At 61.4% G+C, this 21,381-nt stretch carries 18 protein-coding genes; 15 read left to right on the top strand and 3 right to left on the bottom strand.

All coding sequences use genetic code 11. The features are described from left to right. The first annotated feature begins 78 nt into the window (after window positions 1–78). The 11 genes from ACMCNM_RS02420 to ACMCNM_RS02370 all read left to right on the top strand — a co-directional run bounded on the left by ACMCNM_RS02420 (window position 79) and on the right by ACMCNM_RS02370 (window position 14,064). A complete protein-coding gene (locus ACMCNM_RS02420; RefSeq protein ID WP_027594389.1) occupies window positions 79–2,886 on the top strand; it encodes an LPS-assembly protein LptD in 2,808 nt (935 codons plus the stop codon). Beyond that, window positions 2,867–4,186 carry a peptidylprolyl isomerase SurA gene (gene surA / locus ACMCNM_RS02415; RefSeq protein ID WP_027594388.1) on the top strand — a complete coding sequence of 440 codons (1,320 nt, stop codon included), beginning with the start codon at window positions 2,867–2,869 and terminating at the stop codon, window positions 4,184–4,186. Before ACMCNM_RS02420 ends, surA begins: the two co-directional genes overlap by 20 nt. After that, window positions 4,183–5,172: a 4-hydroxythreonine-4-phosphate dehydrogenase PdxA gene (gene pdxA, locus ACMCNM_RS02410; RefSeq protein ID WP_412763881.1), complete on the top strand. Its 990-nt coding sequence runs from the start codon at window positions 4,183–4,185 to the stop codon at window positions 5,170–5,172. The genes surA and pdxA overlap by 4 nt, the downstream gene beginning before the upstream one ends. Then, on the top strand, window positions 5,169–5,969 hold the full coding sequence (rsmA, locus tag ACMCNM_RS02405) for a 16S rRNA (adenine(1518)-N(6)/adenine(1519)-N(6))-dimethyltransferase RsmA (protein ID WP_027594386.1): 801 nt from the start codon (window positions 5,169–5,171) through the stop codon (window positions 5,967–5,969). Before pdxA ends, rsmA begins: the two co-directional genes overlap by 4 nt. Window positions 5,970–6,132: 163 nt before the next feature. Continuing rightward, window positions 6,133–6,513 (top strand): Co2+/Mg2+ efflux protein ApaG, encoded by a 381-nt coding sequence (apaG, locus tag ACMCNM_RS02400; protein ID WP_027594385.1) that lies wholly within the window; start codon window positions 6,133–6,135, stop codon window positions 6,511–6,513. Beyond that, window positions 6,513–7,379 (top strand): symmetrical bis(5'-nucleosyl)-tetraphosphatase, encoded by an 867-nt coding sequence (locus tag ACMCNM_RS02395; protein ID WP_412763880.1) that lies wholly within the window; start codon window positions 6,513–6,515, stop codon window positions 7,377–7,379. The genes apaG and ACMCNM_RS02395 overlap by 1 nt, the downstream gene beginning before the upstream one ends. A 14-nt stretch (window positions 7,380–7,393) precedes the next feature. Further along, window positions 7,394–7,723 carry a thiosulfate sulfurtransferase GlpE gene (gene glpE / locus ACMCNM_RS02390; RefSeq protein WP_027594383.1) on the top strand — a complete coding sequence of 110 codons (330 nt, stop codon included), beginning with the start codon at window positions 7,394–7,396 and terminating at the stop codon, window positions 7,721–7,723. A gap of 283 nt (window positions 7,724–8,006) precedes the next feature. Beyond that, on the top strand, window positions 8,007–9,929 hold the full coding sequence (locus tag ACMCNM_RS02385; protein WP_027594382.1) for a PrkA family serine protein kinase: 1,923 nt from the start codon (window positions 8,007–8,009) through the stop codon (window positions 9,927–9,929). A gap of 119 nt (window positions 9,930–10,048) precedes the next feature. Next, a complete protein-coding gene (locus ACMCNM_RS02380) occupies window positions 10,049–11,320 on the top strand; it encodes a YeaH/YhbH family protein (RefSeq protein ID WP_027594381.1) in 1,272 nt (423 codons plus the stop codon). Continuing rightward, a complete protein-coding gene (locus ACMCNM_RS02375) occupies window positions 11,317–12,885 on the top strand; it encodes a SpoVR family protein (RefSeq protein ID WP_027594380.1) in 1,569 nt (522 codons plus the stop codon). The genes ACMCNM_RS02380 and ACMCNM_RS02375 overlap by 4 nt, the downstream gene beginning before the upstream one ends. Before the next feature lie 60 nt (window positions 12,886–12,945). Further along, the gene (locus ACMCNM_RS02370; RefSeq protein ID WP_412763879.1) at window positions 12,946–14,064 is read left to right on the top strand and encodes a multifunctional CCA addition/repair protein; all 1,119 of its coding nucleotides are present in this window, start codon (window positions 12,946–12,948) and stop codon (window positions 14,062–14,064) included. A 129-nt stretch (window positions 14,065–14,193) separates the two neighbouring features. Here the strand turns inward: ACMCNM_RS02370 and folK are convergent, their stop codons facing one another. Next, the gene (folK, locus tag ACMCNM_RS02365) at window positions 14,194–14,703 is read right to left on the bottom strand and encodes a 2-amino-4-hydroxy-6-hydroxymethyldihydropteridine diphosphokinase (protein ID WP_027594378.1); all 510 of its coding nucleotides are present in this window, start codon (window positions 14,701–14,703) and stop codon (window positions 14,194–14,196) included. Beyond that, window positions 14,694–15,050, bottom strand: a complete 357-nt coding sequence (gene folB / locus ACMCNM_RS02360) for a dihydroneopterin aldolase (RefSeq protein ID WP_033703061.1) — start codon at window positions 15,048–15,050, stop codon at window positions 14,694–14,696. Before folB ends, folK begins: the two co-directional genes overlap by 10 nt. Before the next feature lie 74 nt (window positions 15,051–15,124). Here folB and plsY point away from each other — a divergent pair, with 74 nt between their 5' ends. Then, window positions 15,125–15,694 (top strand): glycerol-3-phosphate 1-O-acyltransferase PlsY, encoded by a 570-nt coding sequence (gene plsY / locus ACMCNM_RS02355; RefSeq protein ID WP_027594376.1) that lies wholly within the window; start codon window positions 15,125–15,127, stop codon window positions 15,692–15,694. A gap of 6 nt (window positions 15,695–15,700) precedes the next feature. Here plsY and tsaD read toward each other — a convergent pair whose 3' ends face one another. After that, window positions 15,701–16,726: a tRNA (adenosine(37)-N6)-threonylcarbamoyltransferase complex transferase subunit TsaD gene (tsaD, locus tag ACMCNM_RS02350; RefSeq protein WP_027594375.1), complete on the bottom strand. Its 1,026-nt coding sequence runs from the start codon at window positions 16,724–16,726 to the stop codon at window positions 15,701–15,703. Window positions 16,727–16,930: 204 nt separating this feature from the next. Between tsaD and rpsU the strand changes: the two genes are divergently transcribed. The 3 genes from rpsU to rpoD all read left to right on the top strand — a co-directional run bounded on the left by rpsU (window position 16,931) and on the right by rpoD (window position 21,356). Further along, window positions 16,931–17,146 (top strand): 30S ribosomal protein S21, encoded by a 216-nt coding sequence (rpsU, locus tag ACMCNM_RS02345; protein WP_003255575.1) that lies wholly within the window; start codon window positions 16,931–16,933, stop codon window positions 17,144–17,146. A 312-nt stretch (window positions 17,147–17,458) separates the two neighbouring features. Next, on the top strand, window positions 17,459–19,441 hold the full coding sequence (gene dnaG, locus ACMCNM_RS02340; protein ID WP_186681346.1) for a DNA primase: 1,983 nt from the start codon (window positions 17,459–17,461) through the stop codon (window positions 19,439–19,441). Window positions 19,442–19,508: 67 nt separating this feature from the next. Continuing rightward, complete coding sequence (gene rpoD, locus ACMCNM_RS02335; protein ID WP_085274068.1) at window positions 19,509–21,356, top strand: RNA polymerase sigma factor RpoD; 1,848 nt, start codon at window positions 19,509–19,511, stop codon at window positions 21,354–21,356. The last annotated feature ends 25 nt before the right edge of the window (window positions 21,357–21,381 follow it).

The following is a 21,381-nucleotide window of genomic DNA, read 5'->3' as shown; positions in this document are numbered from 1 at the left end:
AGCATCTTTTTCAGACCATCGAGAGGCGTGCGGCCCCACACGCGGGCAGATGGCACGCAGGAAGCCCGGACTAATAAGATGGCATTGAAATCCCCCGCGTTTCGTAGAAAGTTTCCGTTGCTGGTCACCGGCGGTTTGCTGGCCCTGCAACCTCTGGCCACGTCGTACGTCGTGGCAGCCGAACAGTTCGACTGCCAAGTGTCCGCCTCCGGCGGTTGGGACTGCAAGCCCAAGACTCCAGTCAACAACCTGCCGCCGCGTCCGGTGCACGAGGGTGCTGCCCTCAGTTCCGGCACCGAGGCCCAGGCGGCCGAGGCCGAAACCGCGGACAAACCGATGCTGGTCACCGAGGCCAAGGGCCGTGGCCTGAAGTCGCGCAGCGAAGACTACAGCCACCTGGACTGGGTCCCCCGTGACAAGCTCACCGCAGCCCAGCTGGCCGAAACCGGCCCGTACTGCGGTGGCGCGTACATCGAGCCGACCCGCCCAGGCATGGCCGACACCACGCCCAAGGATGAATCGCCGACCTACATCAATGCCAAGGTTTCCAAGTACCAGCAGGAGCAGCAGATCGCTACCCTCGCCGGTAACGTGGTCATGCGCCAAGGCAGCATGCAGGCCGAGGCCGACGAGGCCAACCTCTACCAGACCGAAAACCGTGGCGAGCTCAAGGGCAACGTCAAGATCCGTGACAACGGCTCGCTGGTAGTGGGTGACGAGGCGCAGATCCAGCTCGACACGGGTGAAGCCCAGGTCGACAACGCCGAATACGTGATGCACAAGTCGCACATTCGCGGCAACGCCCTGTACGCCAAGCGTGGCGAAAACGCCATCATCCGTCTGAAAGACGGTACGTACACCACCTGCGAACCGGGCAGCAACGCCTGGCAGCTGAAGGGCAACAACATCACCCTGAACCCGGCGACCGGCTTCGGTACCGCGACCAACGTCACCTTGCGGGTCAAGGATTTCCCGGTGTTCTACACACCGTACATCTACTTCCCGATCGACGACCGTCGCCAGTCCGGCTTCCTGCCGCCATCGTTCAGCAGCAGCAGCGACACCGGCTTCATGCTGGTCACGCCGTACTACTTCAACCTGGCGCCCAACTATGACGCCACGTTGTACCCGCGCTACATGACCAAGCGCGGCCTGCTGATGGAAGGTGAGTTCCGTTACCTGACCCCATCCAGCGAAGGCCAGTTCGGCGGCGCGTACCTGAACGACAAGGACGACGACCGTAAAGACCAGACTGACTACAAAGATCAGCGCTGGATGGTCAACTGGCAGCACAAGGGCGGGCTGGACGAGCGCCTGATGACCGAGGTGGACTACACCGACATCAGCGACCCGTTCTACTTCCAGGACCTGGAGTCTGACCAGATCGGCGTCGAAAGCCGTGACCTGCTCAACCAGCAGGGTGCCCTGACCTACCGTGGTGACAGCTATACCGCACGGTTGAACGTGCATGCCTACGAGATGGCGACCATCTCGCAGATCACGCCGTATGACCGTCTGCCGCAGATCACCCTCAATGGCGCACTGCCGTTCCAGCCGGGTGGTTTGAATTTTGGGTATGAGACTGAAGCGGTTCGCTTTGATCGTGACCTGAAAAACGACTTCGTACTCGACAAAGATGGCAACCCTGACGCAAGTGCCGGCGTTCCTGGCCGTCGACTGGACGAGAACATCTTCGGTGTTGCCCGCGCCAACGGCACGCGACTGAACGTTGCCCCGTCCATGAGCTTGCCTATGCAAGCCAGCTACGGCTACATCACGCCGAAGCTTAAGTACATGTACACCCACTATGACCTCGATCTGGATGGCAAGGGCAAGAGCGACATCGCCAACAACCCAGCCTCGGTCGCGCTCAACGGCGACTTCAACAGCAGCCTGAACCGCGACGTTCCGATTTTCAGCGTCGACAGCGGCCTGTACTTCGATCGCAACACGTCGATGTTCGGTACCAACTACCGCCAGACCCTCGAACCGCGCATGTTCTACCTCTACGTCCCTTACGAGGACCAGAAGGACATCCCGCTGTTCGACTCGGGCGAAACCCTGTTCAGCTACGACTCGCTGTTCCGCGACAACCGCTTCAGCGGTACCGACCGCATCGGCGACGAGAACAAGCTGTCGCTGGGCGTGACCACGCGCTGGATCGAAGACAACGGCTTCGAGCGTCAGAGCTTCAGCATCGGTCAGGCGCTGTACTTCAAGGACCGCAAGGTCCAACTGCCAGGCATCGACTACCGCACCCGTAAAGACTCGCAGTCTGACGTGTCGCCGTACGCACTGCTGTACAGCTACAACTTCAACCGCGACTGGCGCTTCAATTCGGACTTCAACTGGGACCCGGACAGCCGCAGCACCCGCTCGGGCAGCGCGATGTTCCACTACCAGCCTGAAGACAATCCGAACAAGATCGTCAACCTCGGCTACCGCTACCGCAACGACACCATTGCCTACGACTCGACCACGGGTACCTGGAAAGTGGGTGGCGGCGACTACGGCACGCCTGGTGATCCGAACTACATCAAGGATTACTACAAGATCCAACAGCATGACTTCTCGGTCATCTGGCCGATCGTTCCACAGTGGAGCGTGATCGCTCGCTGGCAGCATGACTACAACCGCAACCGCACCCTGGAAGCCATGGGCGGTTTCGAATACGACAACTGCTGCTGGAAGCTGCGCCTGGTCAACCGTTACTGGATCGACTACGACGACTTCAGCCAGGCACTCCCGCAGAACGAAAAAGGCGACCACGGTATCTTCCTGCAGATCGTGCTGAAAGGCCTCGGTGGTGTAGTAGGCAACAAGGTCGAATCTTTCCTCGACGAAGGCATTCAAGGTTACCGTACACGTGAAGACCAAGCTTATTGATCGTCTGCGCCCAGTGTTGCTGGGCGCTGCATTGCTGAGTGGCGCGGTGCATGCCGCGGTACAACCCCTGGACAAAGTGGTGGCCATCGTCGACAACGACGTGGTCATGCAGAGCCAACTGGACCAGCGCGTCCACGAAGTTCAGCAAACCATCGCCAAGCGTGGCGCCGGCGTGCCACCGACCAGCGCTCTGGAACAGCAGGTGCTCGAGCGCCTGATCGTCGAGAACCTGCAGTTGCAGATCGGCGAGCGCTCCGGTATCCGCATCACCGATGAGGAGCTGAACCAGGCCATCGGCACCATTGCCCAGCGCAACGGCATGTCGCTGGACCAGTTCCGCGCAGCCCTCGCCCATGATGGTCTGTCGTTCGACGACGCGCGCGAGCAGGTCAAGCGCGAAATGATCATCAGCCGCGTGCGTCAGCGCCGTGTGGCCGAGCGCATTCAGGTTTCCGAGCAGGAAGTGAAAAACTACCTGAACTCGGACCTGGGCAAGATGCAGCTCTCGGAAGAGTACCGCCTGGCCAACATCCTCATCCCGACCCCAGAAGCCGCCAATTCGGACGACATCCAGAAAGCGGCGCGCAAGGTCGGTGAGCTCTACCAGCAACTGCGCCAGGGCGCGGACTTCGGCCAGGTGGCGATTGCCAACTCGGCCAGCGAAAACGCCCTTGAGGGTGGTGAAATGGGCTGGCGTAAAGCCGGCCAGTTGCCACCTGACTTCGCCAAGATGCTCAGCAACATGTCGGTCGGCGACATCACCCAGCCAATCCGCATCCCCAACGGCTTCATCCTGCTCAAGCTCGAGGAGAAGCGTGGTGGCGGCGAGAACGTGCTGCGTGACGAAGTGCATGTCCGCCACATCCTGATCAAGCCGAGCGAAATCCGTAGCGAAGCGGCCACCAAGCAGCTGGCCGAGCGCTTGTACGACCGTATCCAGAACGGCGAAGACTTCGGCGAGCTGGCGAAGAGCTTCTCGGAAGACCCGGGCTCCGCACTCAACGGCGGCGACCTCAACTGGGTCGACCCGAACAGCCTGGTACCGGAGTTCCGCGAGCAGATGGCCACCGCCCAGCAAGGTGTGGTGACCAAACCGTTCAAAACCCAGTACGGCTGGCACGTCCTGGAAGTGCTGGGCCGCCGCGCCACCGACAGCACCGAGCAGGCACGCGAGCAGCAGGCCATGAATGTGCTGCGCAACCGCAAGTACGACGAAGAGCTGCAGACCTGGCTGCGCCAGATCCGCGACGAAGCCTACGTTGAAATCAAGCTGCCTGGCGCCGACCAGGCCGCCCAGTGAAGCCCCTGCGCTTCGCCGTCACCCCCGGCGAGCCAGCTGGCATAGGTCCTGACCTGTGCTTGCTGCTCGCCGCAGACGCCCAGCCCCACCCCCTGATCGCCATCACCAGCCGTGACCTGCTCGCCGAGCGGGCCACGCAGCTGGGGCTGGCCGTCAACCTGCTGCCGGTAGCGCCTGGGCACTGGCCCGACCAGCCCGCGCCTGCGGGCAGCCTGTATGTGTGGGATACGCCCTTGGCCAGCGCCGTGACGGCTGGGCAACTGGACAAGGCCAATGCTGGCTTCGTATTGGAAACCCTGACCCGCGCCGGCAACGGCTGCCTCGACGGGCATTTCGCCGGTATGATCACCGCCCCGGTGCACAAGGGTGTGATCAACGAAAGCGGCATTGCCTTCTCCGGGCATACCGAGTTTCTGGCCGAGCTGACCCACACCGCACAGGTGGTGATGATGCTGGCGACCCGTGGCCTGCGCGTGGCCCTGGTGACCACGCACTTGCCACTGCGCGACATTGCCGACGCCATCACGGCCGAACGCGTCGAGCGTGTCACCCGCATCCTGCATGCCGACATGCGCGACAAGTTCGGCATTGCCAACCCTCGCATCCTGGTGTGCGGCCTCAACCCGCACGCCGGAGAAGGCGGCCATCTGGGCCGCGAAGAAATCGACATCATCGAACCGACACTGGCCCGCCTGCGTGCCGAAGGCATGGACCTGCGCGGACCGCTGCCGGCCGATACCCTGTTTACCCCCAAATATCTGGAGCACTGCGACGCAGTGCTGGCGATGTACCACGACCAGGGCCTGCCTGTACTCAAGTACAAAGGTTTCGGCGCCGCAGTCAATGTGACCTTGGGCCTGCCGATCATCCGCACGTCGGTCGACCACGGCACCGCCCTGGACCTGGCCGGCACCGGCAAGGTCGACACCGGCAGCCTGCGGGTCGCGCTGGAAACCGCCTACCAGATGGCCGAGAACCGACCATGAACGAGCAATACCAACACCGGGCGCGCAAGCGCTTCGGCCAGAACTTCCTGCACGACGCCGGCATCATCGACCGCATCCTGCGCGCCATCAACGCCAAGGCAGGTGAACACCTGCTGGAAATCGGCCCGGGCCAGGGCGCCCTCACCGAAGGCCTGCTGGGCAGCGGCGCGCAACTGGACGTAGTGGAGCTGGACAAGGACCTGGTGCCGATCCTGCAGCACAAGTTTGCCGGGCGCGACAACTTCCGCCTGCACCAGGGCGACGCCCTGAAGTTCGACTTCAACCAGCTGGGTGTGCCACCGCGCAGCCTCAAGGTGGTCGGCAACCTGCCCTACAACATCTCCACCCCGCTGATCTTCCACCTGCTAAGCCATGCCGGCCTGATCCGCGACATGCACTTCATGCTGCAGAAGGAAGTGGTCGAGCGCATGGCCGCAGGCCCGGGTGGCGGTGATTGGGGCCGCCTGTCGATCATGGTGCAGTACCACTGCCGGGTCGAACACCTGTTCAACGTTGGCCCTGGCGCGTTCAACCCGCCGCCTAAGGTGGACTCGGCCATCGTGCGCCTGGTGCCACATGAAGTGCTGCCGTTCCCGGCCAAGGACCACCTGCTGCTGGAGCGTGTCGTTCGCGAAGCCTTCAACCAGCGCCGCAAGACACTGCGCAACACCCTTAAAGGCCTGCTCGACAGCCAGGCGATCGAAGCCGCTGGCGTAGATGGCAGCCTGCGGCCTGAGCAGCTGGACCTGGCCGCCTTCGTGCGCCTGGCTGACCAGTTGGCCGATCAACAAGCCTGATTAGCGCCTTTTACGGCCTCTTCGCGGTCCGACTTGCCCGCGAAGAGGCCGGCACTGCCACCCCACCCCACCTGCACATACCTGCCCGCGACCACACCGCTGGCCCTCCCCCCCGCCAATGGCCTAGACTGCATTATTGCGTCAGTTCGCCCAAGGCCTTTGCATGTCCGATCCCCGTTACCAGATCGACGTCAGCGTCGTGACCCGTTACCTCAAAGAACAATCCGACCCCGAAAACAGTCGTTTCGCTTTCGCCTACACCATCACCGTGCAAAACAACGGTTCTGTCACAGCCAAGTTGCTGTCGCGGCACTGGCTGATCACCAACGGTGACGGTGAAGTCGAAGAAGTGCGCGGCGCCGGCGTGGTCGGCCAGCAACCTAACATCGACCCGGGCCAGAGCCACACCTACAGCAGCGGCGCGGTCATCAGCACCCGCGTGGGCACCATGCAGGGCAGCTACCAGATGTTCGCCGAAGACGGTAAACGCTTCGACGCCGAAATCGCGCCCTTCCGCCTGGCGGTACCCGGGGCCCTGCACTGATGGCAACGTACGCCGTCGGTGACCTGCAAGGCTGCCTGCAACCGCTCAAGTGCCTGCTCGAACGTGTTCGCTTCAACCCCGCCGTCGACCGCCTGTGGCTGGTCGGCGACCTGGTCAATCGTGGCCCCGAATCGCTGGAGACCCTGCGTTTCCTCTACTCGATCCGCCAGTCGCTGGTCTGCGTGCTGGGCAACCATGACCTGCACCTGCTGGCCGCCTGGCACAACGTCGAACGCCTGAAAAAAAGCGACACCCTGCGCGAAATCATCGAAGCGCCGGATGCCGACCTGCTGTTCGACTGGCTGCGCCGGCAAAAACTGCTGCACTACGACGAGCCCCGCGGCATTGCCATGGTGCATGCCGGCATACCGCCACAATGGACCCTGGGCAGAGCCCTGGAGCTCGCCGCCGAAGTCGAGGAAGCACTGCGCGACGACGGCCGGCTCAAGCTTTATCTCGACGGCATGTACGGCAACGAGCCCAACAAGTGGAGCAAGAACCTCACCGGCATCGAGCGCCTGCGGGTGATCACCAACTACCTCACGCGCATGCGCTTCTGCACCCCCGAGGGCAAGCTCGACCTAAAGAGCAAGGAAGGCCTGGGCACCGCCCCCAAAGGCTACAAGCCCTGGTATGCGCACAAGGACCGCCGTTCACGCCACGTGAAGATCATCTTCGGCCATTGGGCCGCCCTTGAAGGGCGCGTCGACGAGCCCGGCATCATCGCCCTGGACACCGGTTGCGTGTGGGGCGGTGCCATGACCCTCTACAACGTTGACAGCGGTGAATACCATCGCTGCGACTGTTCCGACGACGGCACCGTACGCCCGCCGGTACAACCCACTAGAATCAACGATCAGCCCTGAAGGAAACCGTAGCCATGAGCGAATTCAAACGCATCCCTCCCGAGCAGGCTCTGGCCCTGCGCGCGCAAGGTGCGGTAGTGGTCGACATTCGCGACCCACAAGCCTTTGCCGCCGGCCACATCAGCGGCGCCACCCACCTGGACAACCATTCGGTCGCCGATTTCATCCGCAACGCCGACCTCGATGCACCGACCCTGGTGGTCTGCTACCACGGCAATTCCAGCCAGAGCGCTGCCGCCTACCTGGCGGGCCAGGGCTTTTCAGAGGTGTACAGCGTCGATGGCGGCTTTGAGCTGTGGCGCGCCACCTACCCAGCCGAGACCGCCCAAGGCGCTGCCGAATAATTTTTTCATTTTTACTGCAGCCCGCGCCCCATGCGGGCTCGCGGCTCACCTGACGAACGGTCGCGAGCAACTTCTCGGCCTCACGCCCTTGACCTTGCGTATTACCAACTATCCTTAAGCCCAGGCCATCCAAAAAAGGGGAGAGCCGGTACACCGGCGTGCGGGTCATCGGTAGCGTTTCAAGGGTGTTCTGGGGGGTATACAGCAATCGGCGAACCCGGTTGCATGCCAGCATCAGCTGACTGATCCGGCGTCGTCTCCACGTATCGAGCGAGGTGACGTCATGAGCATTTTTAGCCACTTCCAACAACGTTTCGAGTCCACCCGCCAGGAAGAACTTTCGCTGCAGGAGTACCTCGAGCTGTGCAAGCAGGATCGCAGCGCCTACGCATCGGCGGCAGAACGGCTGTTGCTGGCCATCGGCGAACCGGAGCTTGTCGACACCTCTAACAATTCCAGGCTATCGCGGATCTTCTCCAACAAGGTGATCAGGCGCTATCCGGCCTTTGAAGACTTCCATGGCATGGAAGAATGCATCGACCAGATCGTGTCGTACTTCCGCCATGCGGCGCAGGGCCTGGAAGAGAAGAAACAGATCCTTTACCTGCTGGGCCCGGTAGGTGGCGGCAAGTCGTCGCTGGCCGAAAAGCTCAAGCAGCTGATGGAAAAGGTGCCCTTCTACGCCATCAAGGGCTCACCTGTATTCGAATCGCCACTGGGCTTGTTCAACGCCACCGAAGATGGGGCCATTCTCGAGGAAGAGTTTGGGATCCCACGGCGCTACCTGAACACCATCATGTCGCCCTGGGCCACCAAGCGCCTGCAGGAGTTCGGCGGCGACATTTCCAAGTTCAAAGTGGTCAAGCTCTATCCGTCGATCCTCAACCAGATCGCCATTGCCAAGACCGAACCTGGCGATGAGAACAACCAGGACATCTCTGCCCTCGTCGGCAAGGTGGACATCCGCAAGCTCGAGGAATACCCACAGAACGACGCCGACGCCTACAGCTATTCGGGTGCGCTGTGCCGGGCCAACCAGGGCCTGATGGAATTCGTCGAGATGTTCAAGGCGCCGATCAAGGTCTTGCACCCACTGCTTACCGCGACCCAGGAAGGTAACTACAACAGTACCGAGGGGCTGGGGGCGATTCCCTACACCGGTATCCTGCTGGCCCACTCCAACGAATCGGAGTGGCACACGTTCCGTAACAACAAGAACAACGAAGCCTTCATCGACCGGATCTACATCGTCAAGGTGCCCTACTGCCTGCGCGTCAGTGACGAGATCAAGATCTACGACAAACTGCTGGTCAACAGCTCGCTGGCCAAGGCCCACTGCGCGCCCGACACCCTCAAGATGCTGGCCCAGTTCACCGTGCTCTCACGCCTCAAAGAGCCAGAGAACTCCAACATCTATTCGAAGATGCGCGTCTACGATGGCGAAAACCTCAAGGACACTGATCCGAAAGCCAAGTCGATCCAGGAATACCGCGACTCGGCAGGTGTCGACGAAGGGATGAACGGCCTGTCGACCCGCTTCGCGTTCAAGATCCTCTCCAAAGTCTTCAACTTCGACCCACACGAGATCGCAGCCAACCCGGTTCACCTGTTGTACGTGCTCGAACAGCAAATCGAACAGGAACAGTTCCCGGCCGAAGTGCGCGAACGCTACCTGCGCTACCTGAAGGAATACCTGGCGCCGCGCTACATCGAGTTCATCGGCAAGGAAATCCAGACTGCTTACCTGGAGTCCTACAGCGAATACGGCCAGAACATCTTCGACCGCTATGTGCTGTACGCCGACTTCTGGATTCAGGACCAGGAATACCGCGACCCTGAAACCGGCGAGATCCTCAACCGCATTGCCCTCAACGAAGAGTTGGAAAAAATCGAGAAGCCGGCCGGTATCAGCAACCCGAAAGACTTCCGCAACGAGATCGTCAACTTCGTACTGCGCGCACGCGCCAACAACAACGGCAAGAACCCGAGCTGGCTCAGCTATGAAAAGCTGCGGGTGGTGATCGAGAAGAAAATGTTCTCCAACACCGAAGACTTGCTGCCGGTCATCAGCTTCAATGCCAAGGCCAGCAAGGAAGACCAGAAGAAACACAACGACTTCGTCACCCGGATGGTGGAGCGTGGCTACACCGACAAGCAGGTTCGTCTGCTGTCGGAATGGTACCTGCGGGTCAGGAAATCGCAATAAAGCGGCAAGCTACACACCGCACGCCCAAGGCTGCAGTGCCAGCCTCGGGCGGCGGCAGCTGCTTTTACGTGCAGCTCGTAGCTTGAAGCGTGCAGCTGTTCCCAGCTACCGGAGGGACCATGAGCTACGTAATCGACCGACGCCTGAACGGCAAGAACAAGAGCACGGTCAACCGCCAGCGTTTTCTGCGGCGCTACCGTGACCACATCAAGAAGGCCGTCGAAGAGGCCGTGAGCCGCCGCTCCATCATGGACATGGAGCATGGCGAGCAAATCAGCATTCCGGGACGGGACATCGATGAACCGGTGTTGCACCACGGTCGTGGCGGCAAGCAGACCATCGTGCACCCTGGCAACAAGGAATTCACTGCCGGCGAACACATCCCCAGGCCTCAAGGGGGCGGTGGTGGTGGTGGCCGCGGCAAAGCCGGCAACTCCGGCGAGGGCATGGACGAATTCGTCTTCCAGATCACCCAGGAAGAGTTTCTCGAGTTCATGTTCGAAGACCTCGAACTGCCCAACCTGGTCAAACGTCACCTGACCGGTGCCGACACCTTCAAGACCGTACGCGCCGGTATCGCCAACGAAGGCAACCCGTCGCGCATCAACATCGTGCGCACCCTGCGTTCGGCCCATGCCCGGCGTATCGCCCTGACCGGCAGCAGCCGCGCCCTGTTGCGTGAGGCGCAGAAAGAACTCGACCGCCTGAAGGTCGAGGAACCTGACAATTTCACGGACATCCAGGAAGTCGAGCAAGAGATCGAACGCCTCAAGGCGCGCATCAACCGCCTGCCCTTCCTCGATACCTTCGACTTGAAGTACAACCTGCTGGTCAAGCAGCCCAACCCCAGTTCAAAAGCGGTGATGTTCTGCCTGATGGACGTGTCCGGCTCCATGACCCAGGCCACCAAAGACATCGCCAAGCGCTTTTTCATCCTGTTGTACCTGTTCCTCAAGCGCAATTACGACCGTATCGAAGTGGTCTTCATCCGCCACCACACCAGTGCGCGGGAAGTGGACGAAGAAGAGTTCTTCTATTCGCGGGAAACCGGCGGCACCATCGTCTCCAGCGCACTCAAGCTGATGCAGGAAATCATGGCCGAGCGCTACCCGGCCAGCGATTGGAACATTTACGCCGCGCAAGCCTCTGACGGTGACAACTGGAACGACGACTCGCCGATCTGCCGCGAGATCCTCTCCAAGCAGATCATGCCGCACGTGCAGTACTACACTTACGTTGAGATCACCCCACGTGAGCATCAGGCGCTGTGGTACGAGTACGAGCGAATCGGCGAGGGCTTCCCCGACACGTTCGCCCAGCAGCAGTTGGTATCGGCCGGCGACATCTACCCGGTCTTCCGTGAACTCTTCCAGCGCAGGTTAGCCACATGACCGCCAGAGCTCAGAAACGCCAACCCATTTCCACCGGGTCCGAGTGGACGTTCGACCTGATCCAGACTTACGACCGGGAAATCAGCCGTCTGGCCGAGCGTTACGCCCTGGACACCTACCCCAATCAGATCGAAGTGATCACCGCCGAGCAGATGATGGATGCCTACGCCTCGGTCGGCATGCCACTGGGTTACCACCACTGGTCCTATGGCAAACAGTTCCTCAGCACCGAAAAATCCTACAGTCGGGGCCAGATGGGCTTGGCCTACGAGATCGTAATCAACTCCGATCCGTGCATCGCCTACCTGATGGAAGAAAACACCATGTGCATGCAGGCGCTGGTGATTGCTCACGCCTGCTACGGCCATAACAGCTTCTTCAAAGGCAATTACCTGTTCCGCACCTGGACCGATGCCAGTTCGATCATCGACTACCTGGTGTTCGCCAAGCAGTACATCGCCCAATGTGAAGAGCGCCACGGCATCGATGCGGTCGAAGACCTCATCGACTCCTGCCACGCCCTGATGAACTACGGCGTCGACCGTTACAAGCGCCCCTACCCCATTTCCGCCGAAGAGGAACGGCGCCGGCAAAAAGAGCGTGAAGAGCACCTGCAGCGGCAAATCAACGACCTGTGGCGCACCATTCCCAAGGGCGCAGAAAAAGGCGGCGACCGCGATGATGCGCGTTTCCCCGCCGAACCTCAGGAAAACATCCTCTATTTCATCGAAAAACACGCCCCGCTGCTCGAGCCCTGGCAACGTGAAGTGGTGCGCATCGTGCGCAAGATCGCCCAGTATTTCTACCCGCAGCGCCAGACCCAGGTCATGAACGAAGGGTGGGCTACCTTCTGGCACTACACCCTGATGAACGACCTGTACGACGAAGGCCTGGTCACCGACGGTTTCATCATGGAGTTCCTGCAATCGCACACCAGCGTGGTGTTCCAGCCAGGCTTTGACAGCCCTTACTACAACGGCATCAACCCCTATGCGCTGGGGTTTGCGATGTACACCGACATCCGCCGGATCTGCGAAAACCCTACCGAGGAGGATCGCCACTGGTTCCCCGACATTGCCGGCAGTGACTGGCTATCGACCATCAAGTTCGCCATGAGCAGCTTCAAGGACGAGAGCTTCATCCTGCAGTACCTGTCGCCCAAGGTGATCCGCGACCTCAAGCTGTTCAGCATTCTGGACGACGACCAGCGCGATGACCTGCTGGTGCCCGCCATCCATGATGAGACCGGTTATCGGGTCATCCGCGAGCAACTGGCGGCGCAATACAACCTGGGCAACCGCGAACCGAACGTGCAGATCTGGAGCATCGACCGGCGCGGCGACCGCTCGCTGACCCTGCGCCACCAACAGCACAACCGCAAACCCCTGGGCGACTCGACCGAGGAAGTGCTCAAGCACCTGCATCGCCTGTGGGGCTTCGACATCCACCTGGAGACCGTACAGGGCGACCAGGTCATGAAGACCCACCACATGCCACCCCGCGGCGAGCACAGCGAAAGCGCCGACTATGGCCGCATGGACCTGGCCGTCATCCACCACCTTTAGCACCGCTGCCCCTGCATGACTGCCAACAGGTTATCCTGTGGGCAGTTATGGAGGCTGTACATGCACATCTACAAAGTCGGCGGCGCCGTGCGCGACCGCTTGCTCGGGCGCCCCGTCAGCGATATCGATTGGCTGGTGGTTGGCGCGACCGTCGAACAGATGCAAGCCCTGGGCTATCGCCCGGTGGGGGCTGATTTTCCGGTTTTCATCCACCCCAAAAGCGGTGAGGAATATGCCCTGGCGCGCACCGAGCGCAAGAGCGGGCGGGGGTATGGCGGGTTTACCTTCCATGCAAGCCCCGACGTCACCCTCGAAGAAGACCTGATCCGCCGCGACCTGACCATCAATGCGATGGCGGAGGATGATGCGGGCACGCTGTACGACCCCTACCACGGCAAAGAAGATCTCGACAGGCGCCTGTTACGCCACGTTTCCCCGGCATTCGCCGAAGACCCGCTGCGGGTGCTGCGGGTTGCCCGCTTTGCCGCACGCTACGCCCCCCTCGGTTTCAAGGTCGCTGACGAGACGCTGGCGCTGATGCGCCAGATCAGCGCCTCCGGCGAGCTGCAAGCGCTCACCGCTGAGCGCAGCTGGAAAGAGATCGAGCGCGCGCTGATGGAGCCGCAACCCCAGGTGTTCTTCGAGGTCTTGCACGCGTGCGACGCCTTGCAGGAGTTGCTGCCTGAGCTCATCGACAGCCATCACGCACTGGCAGGCCTGGAGCAGGCTGCGCTGCACGGTCAACCGCTGCACGTGCGCTGGGCTTGCCTGCTGCGCGAGCTGCAGCCGGCAGTGATCAAGGCGGTCAGCCAGCGCTTCAAGGCACCGCGCGAGTGCCAGGAGCTGGCCATGCTGGTGGGTGAGTGCCTAACACACTGCAACCAGGCCTTTGAGCTGGATCCTGAGGCATTGCTGGGGCTGTTGCAGAAGTTCGATGTGTACCGCCGGCCACAGCGTTTTGACGATTTCCTCAGCGCCTGCCAGATGGATGCGCGTGCCCGTCAGGGCGAGCGGGCTTATCCACAGGCTGATTACCTAAGGGGCGCAGCGGCGGCGGCGAGGGCGGTGGATGTGAAGCCGCTGGTGCAGGCTGGGCTGACCGGGCAGGCGTTGGGGGAGGCACTCAAAGGTGAGCGGTTGAAGGCGCTTGTTGCCTACAAGGGTAGTGCAGAAGGCTGATTTATCGATTGCCTGGCCTGGCCCTTTCGCGGGGCAAGCCCGCTCCCACCAGTACGCCGCTGCTTTCAGGCATTTTGCGGTCCCTGTGGGAGCGCGAAAGGGCCGGCACAGGCAACCAGATCTCCCGGATCAGGCAGGCGTCAGTTGCAACCCGCGCCACTCAAAGGCAACCGGCGCCAGCACCTGATCGATCCGCGCCTCCTGCCACACCTGCGCCATCGGCTTGCCCACCCCCGGGTGCACCAGCTCTGGCGCCAGCAGCGACAATGGCCACAGCACAAACGCGTTTTTCAAAATCTCGGCCCGCGGCAGCACCAACCCATCGAACGTGCCGTGCAGATCGTCATACAGCAGCACGTCGATATCCAGCGGCAGCCCTTTACGCTCTGGCGCGTAACGGCCGTTGTCGGCCTCGATGAACTTGAGGCGGCGGTCCAGCTCCATCAACGGCAAATCGGTCTTGCCGGTCACCACGAAGTTGATGAACGGCCCACTCTTGATCCCGACCGCCTGGCTTTCAAACGCTGGCGAACAGCGCATGTCGGTGAGAATGCCCGCCAAGGCATCGAGCCCGGCACACAAGTGCGCATGCCGGTCGATATTACTGCCCAAGCCCAGGTAAACCGTGTTCAGAGACATCCGCGCTCGATCTCCACGCCAACACCGCCACGGGCAGCCGGAACCGCGCCTGGCTTGGTCAGCTTCAACCGCACCCACGGAATCTGGAATTCTTCCATCAGCACCGCGACCAGGCGCTCGGCGAAGGTTTCTACCAACTCGAAGCGAGCCTGTTCGGAAAATGCCTGGATACGCGCCGAAACACTGGCGTAGTCCAGCGCCAGGCTGAGATCGTCGCCGGCCGCCGCCGGGCGGTTGTCCCAGGCAAAACTCAGGTCCAGGCGCAAGCACTGGCGAATATCCCGCTCCCAGTCATAGGCACCGATGACGGTATCGACTTCCAGGCCTTCGATGAACACTCTGTCCAAGCACTTCTCTCCACAGCACGACAAGGGCGACTGGCGCCGTTAGAATCAGGGCGTCCTCGCCCGGAATAGTTAGCATGTTTTGGTTATTGGCGCTGCTCGCCTACCTGCTCGGCTCGCTGTCCTTCGCCATTGTCCTGAGCCGCCTTTTCGGCAGCCCGGACCCCCGTGCCAGCGGTTCAGGCAATGCCGGGGCCACCAACATGCTTCGCCTGGCAGGCCGCAAGCTGGCGATCCTGACCCTGCTTGGCGACCTGTGCAAGGGCTTGTTGCCCGTATTGCTTGCCCGCGCTGCCGGCCTCGACCTGCAGGAGCAGGCCTGGGTTGGCGTGTGCGCGGTGCTGGGCCACCTGTTCCCGCTGTACTTTCGCTTCCAGGGCGGCAAGGGCGTGGCAACGGCGGCCGGCATGCTCATGGGCCTGTACTTCCCGGCGGCATTACTGGCCATCGCTGCCTGGCTGCTGACCTTCTACCTCACACGTACCAGCTCACTGGCGGCGCTTATCGCCACGCCGCTGACCTTGCCCCTGCTCGCCTGGCGCGAACCCGAGGCATTGCTGCCGATCAGCGTGCTCACGCTGATGATCGTCTGGGGCCACCGCAACAACCTACGCGACCTGTTCGCCGGGCGTGAACGCCACTTCTGACAACTTTCAGACCGGCGGCAACTGCTCCATCGGCCAGCGCGCCTGCACGCTGATCGCCAGGTCCTGCTGCTGCCCGGCCAACAGGCGCTGGCAGCCGGCATAGGCGATCATCGCGCCGTTGTCGGTGCAGAACTGCGGGCGGGCGTAGTACACGTTGCCCTTCATGCCACCCAGCATTTCCTCGAGGGAGGCTCGCAAGGCCTTGTTGGCGCTGACACCACCGGCAATCACCAGCCGCTTCAGGCCCGTCTGCTTCAGGGCCCGCTTGCACTTGATGGTCAAAGTCTCCACCACCGCCTGCTGGAATGCCAGCGACACGTCGCAACGGGTTTGCTCACCGTCGTCGCCAGCATCACGGCACTGCTGCCAGGTATTCAGGGCGAACGTCTTGAGGCCACTGAAGCTGAATTCCAGCCCGGGGCGATCGGTCATCGGCCGTGGGAAAACAAACCGCCCTGGCACGCCCTGCTCGGCCAGCCGGGCGATTTCCGGGCCGCCGGGGTAGTTCAGGCCGATCAGCTTGGCGGTCTTGTCGAACGCCTCACCGGCTGCGTCGTCCAGGCTTTCGCCCAACAGCTCGTACTGGCCGATGCCATCCACCCTGACCAACTGGGTATGGCCACCCGACACCAACAAAGCGACGAACGGAAACTCGGGCGGGTTTTCTTCCAGCATGGGCGCCAGAAGATGGCCTTCCATGTGGTGCACGCCAATGGCCGGGATGTCCCAGGCAAACGCCAGGGCCTGAGCGCAGGACGCGCCGACCAGCAGTGCGCCGACCAGCCCAGGACCCGCGGTGTAGGCGATGGCATCGATCTCGGTGGCCACGCAGCCAGCCTCGTCCAATACCTGGCGAATCAACGGCAGCATGCGCTTGACGTGATCGCGTGAGGCAAGCTCCGGTACCACACCGCCGAACACGCGGTGCAGGTCGATCTGGCTGAACAGCGCGTCGGCCAACAAACCGCGTTCGCTGTCATATAATGCGACGCCAGTTTCGTCGCAGGATGTTTCCAATCCCAGTACTAGCATGGGCTCGTCCCTTGTGGGGGCTGAATTCGAAGCCGCGCATGATAGTCGCCGTGTCGGGTGCCGACCAGCGGTTTTCGATCAGAGGCTTTGCATTCCGGCCAGCTAAGGGTTAACATCCGCAACCCTTGAAAACCGACGTTCTCCAGCACACCTTTGTTTTGCCAGGAGCACGTCTACCCCGGTAATGAATTAAGGTAGCCCTGGATGCCAGCCGTCAAAGTTAAAGAGAACGAACCCTTCGACGTAGCTCTGCGTCGTTTCAAGCGCTCCTGCGAAAAAGCCGGTGTACTGGCTGAAGTTCGTAGCCGCGAGTTTTACGAGAAGCCGACCGCCGAGCGTAAGCGTAAAGCAGCTGCTGCTGTTAAGCGCCACGCCAAGAAAGTTCAGCGCGAACAGCGCCGCGCCGTTCGTCTGTACTAATACAGACGTTCTACGCAAAGCTTCTGCCCTGCCCGGCTCACCGCCGGGCCGATGGCAGCGGTTGCTTCACAACTGCTTCAAACTTGGGCAGCTAGCTCAAGGCCTTTTATGCACTCGCGTCATGCGAACTGCATGGGGGCAACCTGCCTGAAACGTCAGAGCTGGTCATTGACCAGATCGTGCACGTCCTGTCTGACGAGCCTTCATTGGCTGGCGACGAGCACATACTTCCCTCGCACTTCCCCTTGCAGCATTCGCCCCAACCGGCGCGTGAGCGATTAGACTTGCCAGTTGCCAGATGACGAGACTGCCATGGCCGGGCTGATTCCCCAGAGTTTCATTGACGACCTTATCAACCGCCTCGACATTGTCGACGTGGTGAGTTCGCGCGTCCAGCTGAAAAAAACCGGCAAAAACTACTCGGCCTGCTGCCCGTTCCACAAGGAAAAGACCCCGTCCTTCACGGTCAGCCCCGACAAGCAGTTCTATTACTGCTTCGGTTGCGGCGCCGGTGGCAACGCCCTCGGCTTCGTCATGGACCACGACAACCTGGACTTCCCCCAGGCCGTCGAGGAACTGGCCCGCGCCGCTGGCATGGAAGTGCCCCGCGAAGAAGGCCGTCGCGCACAAAAGCCGCGCCAGCCAACCGATTCACCGCTGTATCCGCTACTGGAAGCCGCTACCGAATTCTACCGCCAGGCACTGCGCAACCACCCCACCCGCAAAGCGGCGGTGGACTACCTCAAAGGCCGCGGCCTGTCTGGGGAGATTGCCCGGGACTTCGGCCTGGGCTTCGCGCCACCTGGCTGGGACAACCTGCTCAAGCACTTGGGCGCCGACACCCTGCAGCAAAAGGTCATGATCGATGCCGGCCTGCTGATCGAGAACGCCGAAACCGGCAAACGCTATGACCGCTTCCGCGACCGCGTGATGTTCCCGATCCGCGACAGCCGTGGCCGCGTGATCGCCTTCGGCGGCCGCGTACTGGGTGACGACAAACCCAAGTACCTCAACTCCCCGGAAACCCCGGTTTTTCATAAAGGCCAGGAACTCTACGGGCTTTACGAGGCGCGCAAGCACAACCGCAACCTCGACGAAATCATCGTCGTCGAAGGCTACATGGACGTCATCGCACTGGCCCAGCAGGGCCTGCGCAACGCCGTCGCCACCCTCGGTACCGCCACCAGCGAAGAGCACCTCAAGCGCCTGTTCCGCGTGGTGCCCAGCGTGCTGTTCTGTTTCGACGGCGACCAGGCCGGGCGCAAGGCGGCCTGGCGCGCGCTGGAGTCGACCCTGTCGGCCCTGCAGGATGGCCGCCGCGCACGCTTTCTGTTCCTGCCCGAAGGCGAAGACCCGGACAGCCTGGTGCGCGCCGAAGGCACCGATGCCTTCATGGCACGCATCAACCAGCATGCCCAACCCCTGGCAGATTACTTTTTCGAGCAACTGAGCGCCGAAGCTGACCCGCGCTCGCTAGAAGGCAAGGCGCATTTGGCGACCCTGGCTGCACCGTTGATCGAAAAAATCCCTGGCGCCAACTTGCGTCAGTTGATGCGTAACCGCCTGAAGGAAATCACCGGCCTCGACCCTCAGCAAGTCGAGCAACTGGCCCAACAACCGGCAGCCAGTAGCAGCGTCCCGGACTACGATCCGGGCTATGACTACGATGCCATGGCCAGCTACACGCCTGACTACGGCGACATGCCGCAGCACGACTACGCGCCGGCGCAGCAAGAGCAACAATGGAAGCCGAACAAGGCGGGCGGCAAGAAGCCGTGGAGCGACAAGCCTTGGGACAAAAACCGCAAAGGCGGCAAGCCCTGGCAGCAACGCGACGAGGCCCCACCGCGCACCCCGGCACCCGTGGAGCCCCCGACCCTGGCGGCCTTGCGCACGTTGCTGCACCACCCATTACTGGCCGGCAAGGTGGAAGATGCCAGCCACTTCGCCGACGAAGAGCACCTGTACAGCCAGTTGCTGGTGGCATTGATCGAAGCCGCTCAGAAGAATCCTGGGCTAAGCTCAATGCAGTTGATCGCACGCTGGCACGGCACTGAACAGGGCCGTTTGCTGCGGGCGCTGGCCGAGAAGGAATGGCTGATCGTAGCCGACAACCTTGAACAACAGTTTTTCGACACTATAACTAGCTTGTCCGCCCGCCAACGCGAGCGCAGCCTGGAACATCTGCTCAGGAAAGCGCGTCAAAGCGAGTTGAGCAGTGAGGAAAAATCGCAGCTTCTCGCCCTGCTTAGCAGGAATGTTCCCGCACAAACGCCGACCTCATCTGGCGCGTGAGGCCCATGCTCGGGTATAATCCTCGGCTTGTTTTTTGCCCGCCAAGACCTTCAGTGGATAGGGTGTTATGTCCGGAAAAGCGCAACAGCAGTCTCGTATCAAAGAGTTGATCACCCGCGGTCGTGAGCAGGGCTACCTGACTTACGCGGAGGTCAACGACCACCTGCCTGAGGATATTTCAGATCCTGAACAGGTGGAAGACATCATCCGCATGATCAACGACATGGGGATCAACGTATTCGAGAGTGCTCCGGATGCGGATGCCCTTCTGTTGGCGGAAGCCGACACCGACGAAGCCGCGGCCGAAGAAGCCGCTGCTGCGTTGGCGGCAGTTGAAACCGATATCGGCCGCACGACCGACCCAGTGCGCATGTACATGCGTGAAATGGGTACTGTCGAGCTGCTGACCCGCGAAGGCGAGATCGAAATCGCCAAGCGTATCGAGGAAGGCATCCGTGAAGTCATGGGCGCCATCGCTCACTTCCCGGGTACTGTCGACTACATTCTCAGCGAATACGACCGCGTCACCACCGAAGGTGGCCGTTTGTCCGATGTGCTCAGCGGTTATATCGACCCTGATGACAACATCGCTGCCCCGACCGAAGAAGTGCCTGTTCCAGGTGCCAAGGTTGCGGCTGCCAAGGAAGAAACGGACGACGAAGAAGAAAGCGAAGAGAGCGACGATGAGGAAGAGGCCGAAAGTGGCCCGGACCCAGTCGTTGCCGCTCAGCGTTTCGGTGCGGTTTCCGATCAGCTCGCCGTCACCCTCAAGGTGCTGAAAAAGCATGGCCGTAGCCATGCCGAGAGCATCGGCGCCATGCAGGCGCTGGCCGATCTGTTCATGCCGATCAAGCTGGTACCCAAGCAGTTCGAGGTACTGGTCGAGCGCGTGCGTGATGCACTGAGCCGCCTGCGTCAGCAAGAACGCGCCATCATGCAACTGTGCGTCCGTGACGCTCGCATGCCGCGTGCCGACTTCCTGCGCATGTTCCCAAGCAACGAAACCGACCAGACCTGGAGCGGTGACCTGGCCAAGCGTAACACCAAGTGGGCTGCTGCCCTGGGTGAAAAAGACGCTGCCATCGTCGCCTGCCAACAGAAGCTGATCGACCTTGAGACCGAGACTGGCCTGACCGTCGCGGAGATCAAGGAAATCAACCGTCGCATGTCGATCGGTGAAGCCAAGGCCCGCCGCGCCAAGAAAGAAATGGTCGAGGCGAACCTGCGTCTGGTGATCTCCATCGCCAAGAAGTACACCAACCGTGGCCTGCAGTTCCTCGATCTGATCCAGGAAGGCAACATCGGCTTGATGAAAGCGGTGGACAAGTTCGAATACCGTCGCGGCTACAAGTTCTCGACCTATGCCACCTGGTGGATTCGCCAGGCGATCACCCGTTCGATCGCCGACCAGGCCCGCACCATCCGTATTCCGGTGCACATGATCGAGACGATCAACAAGCTCAACCGTATTTCCCGCCAGATGCTGCAGGAAATGGGCCGTGAACCGACCCCGGAAGAGCTGGGCGAGCGCATGGAAATGCCTGAGGACAAGATCCGCAAGGTACTGAAGATCGCCAAAGAGCCGATCTCCATGGAAACCCCAATTGGTGACGACGAAGATTCGCACCTGGGCGACTTCATCGAGGACTCGACCATGCAGTCCCCGATCGACGTAGCCACGGTCGAAAGCCTCAAGGAAGCCACCCGTGACGTGCTCTCGGGCCTGACCGCCCGCGAAGCCAAAGTGCTGCGTATGCGCTTCGGCATCGACATGAACACCGACCACACCCTCGAAGAGGTAGGTAAGCAGTTTGACGTGACCCGTGAACGGATCCGTCAGATCGAAGCGAAGGCGTTGCGCAAATTGCGCCACCCGACGCGCAGCGAGCATCTGCGTTCCTTCCTCGACGAGTGATGACAAACCCCGGCCCAGGCCGGGG

Source organism: Pseudomonas sp. NGC7, assembly GCF_047159675.1.
GTDB lineage: Bacteria > Pseudomonadota > Gammaproteobacteria > Pseudomonadales > Pseudomonadaceae > Aquipseudomonas > Aquipseudomonas kermanshahensis.
This window is presented reverse-complemented; position numbering and strand designations above follow the sequence as displayed.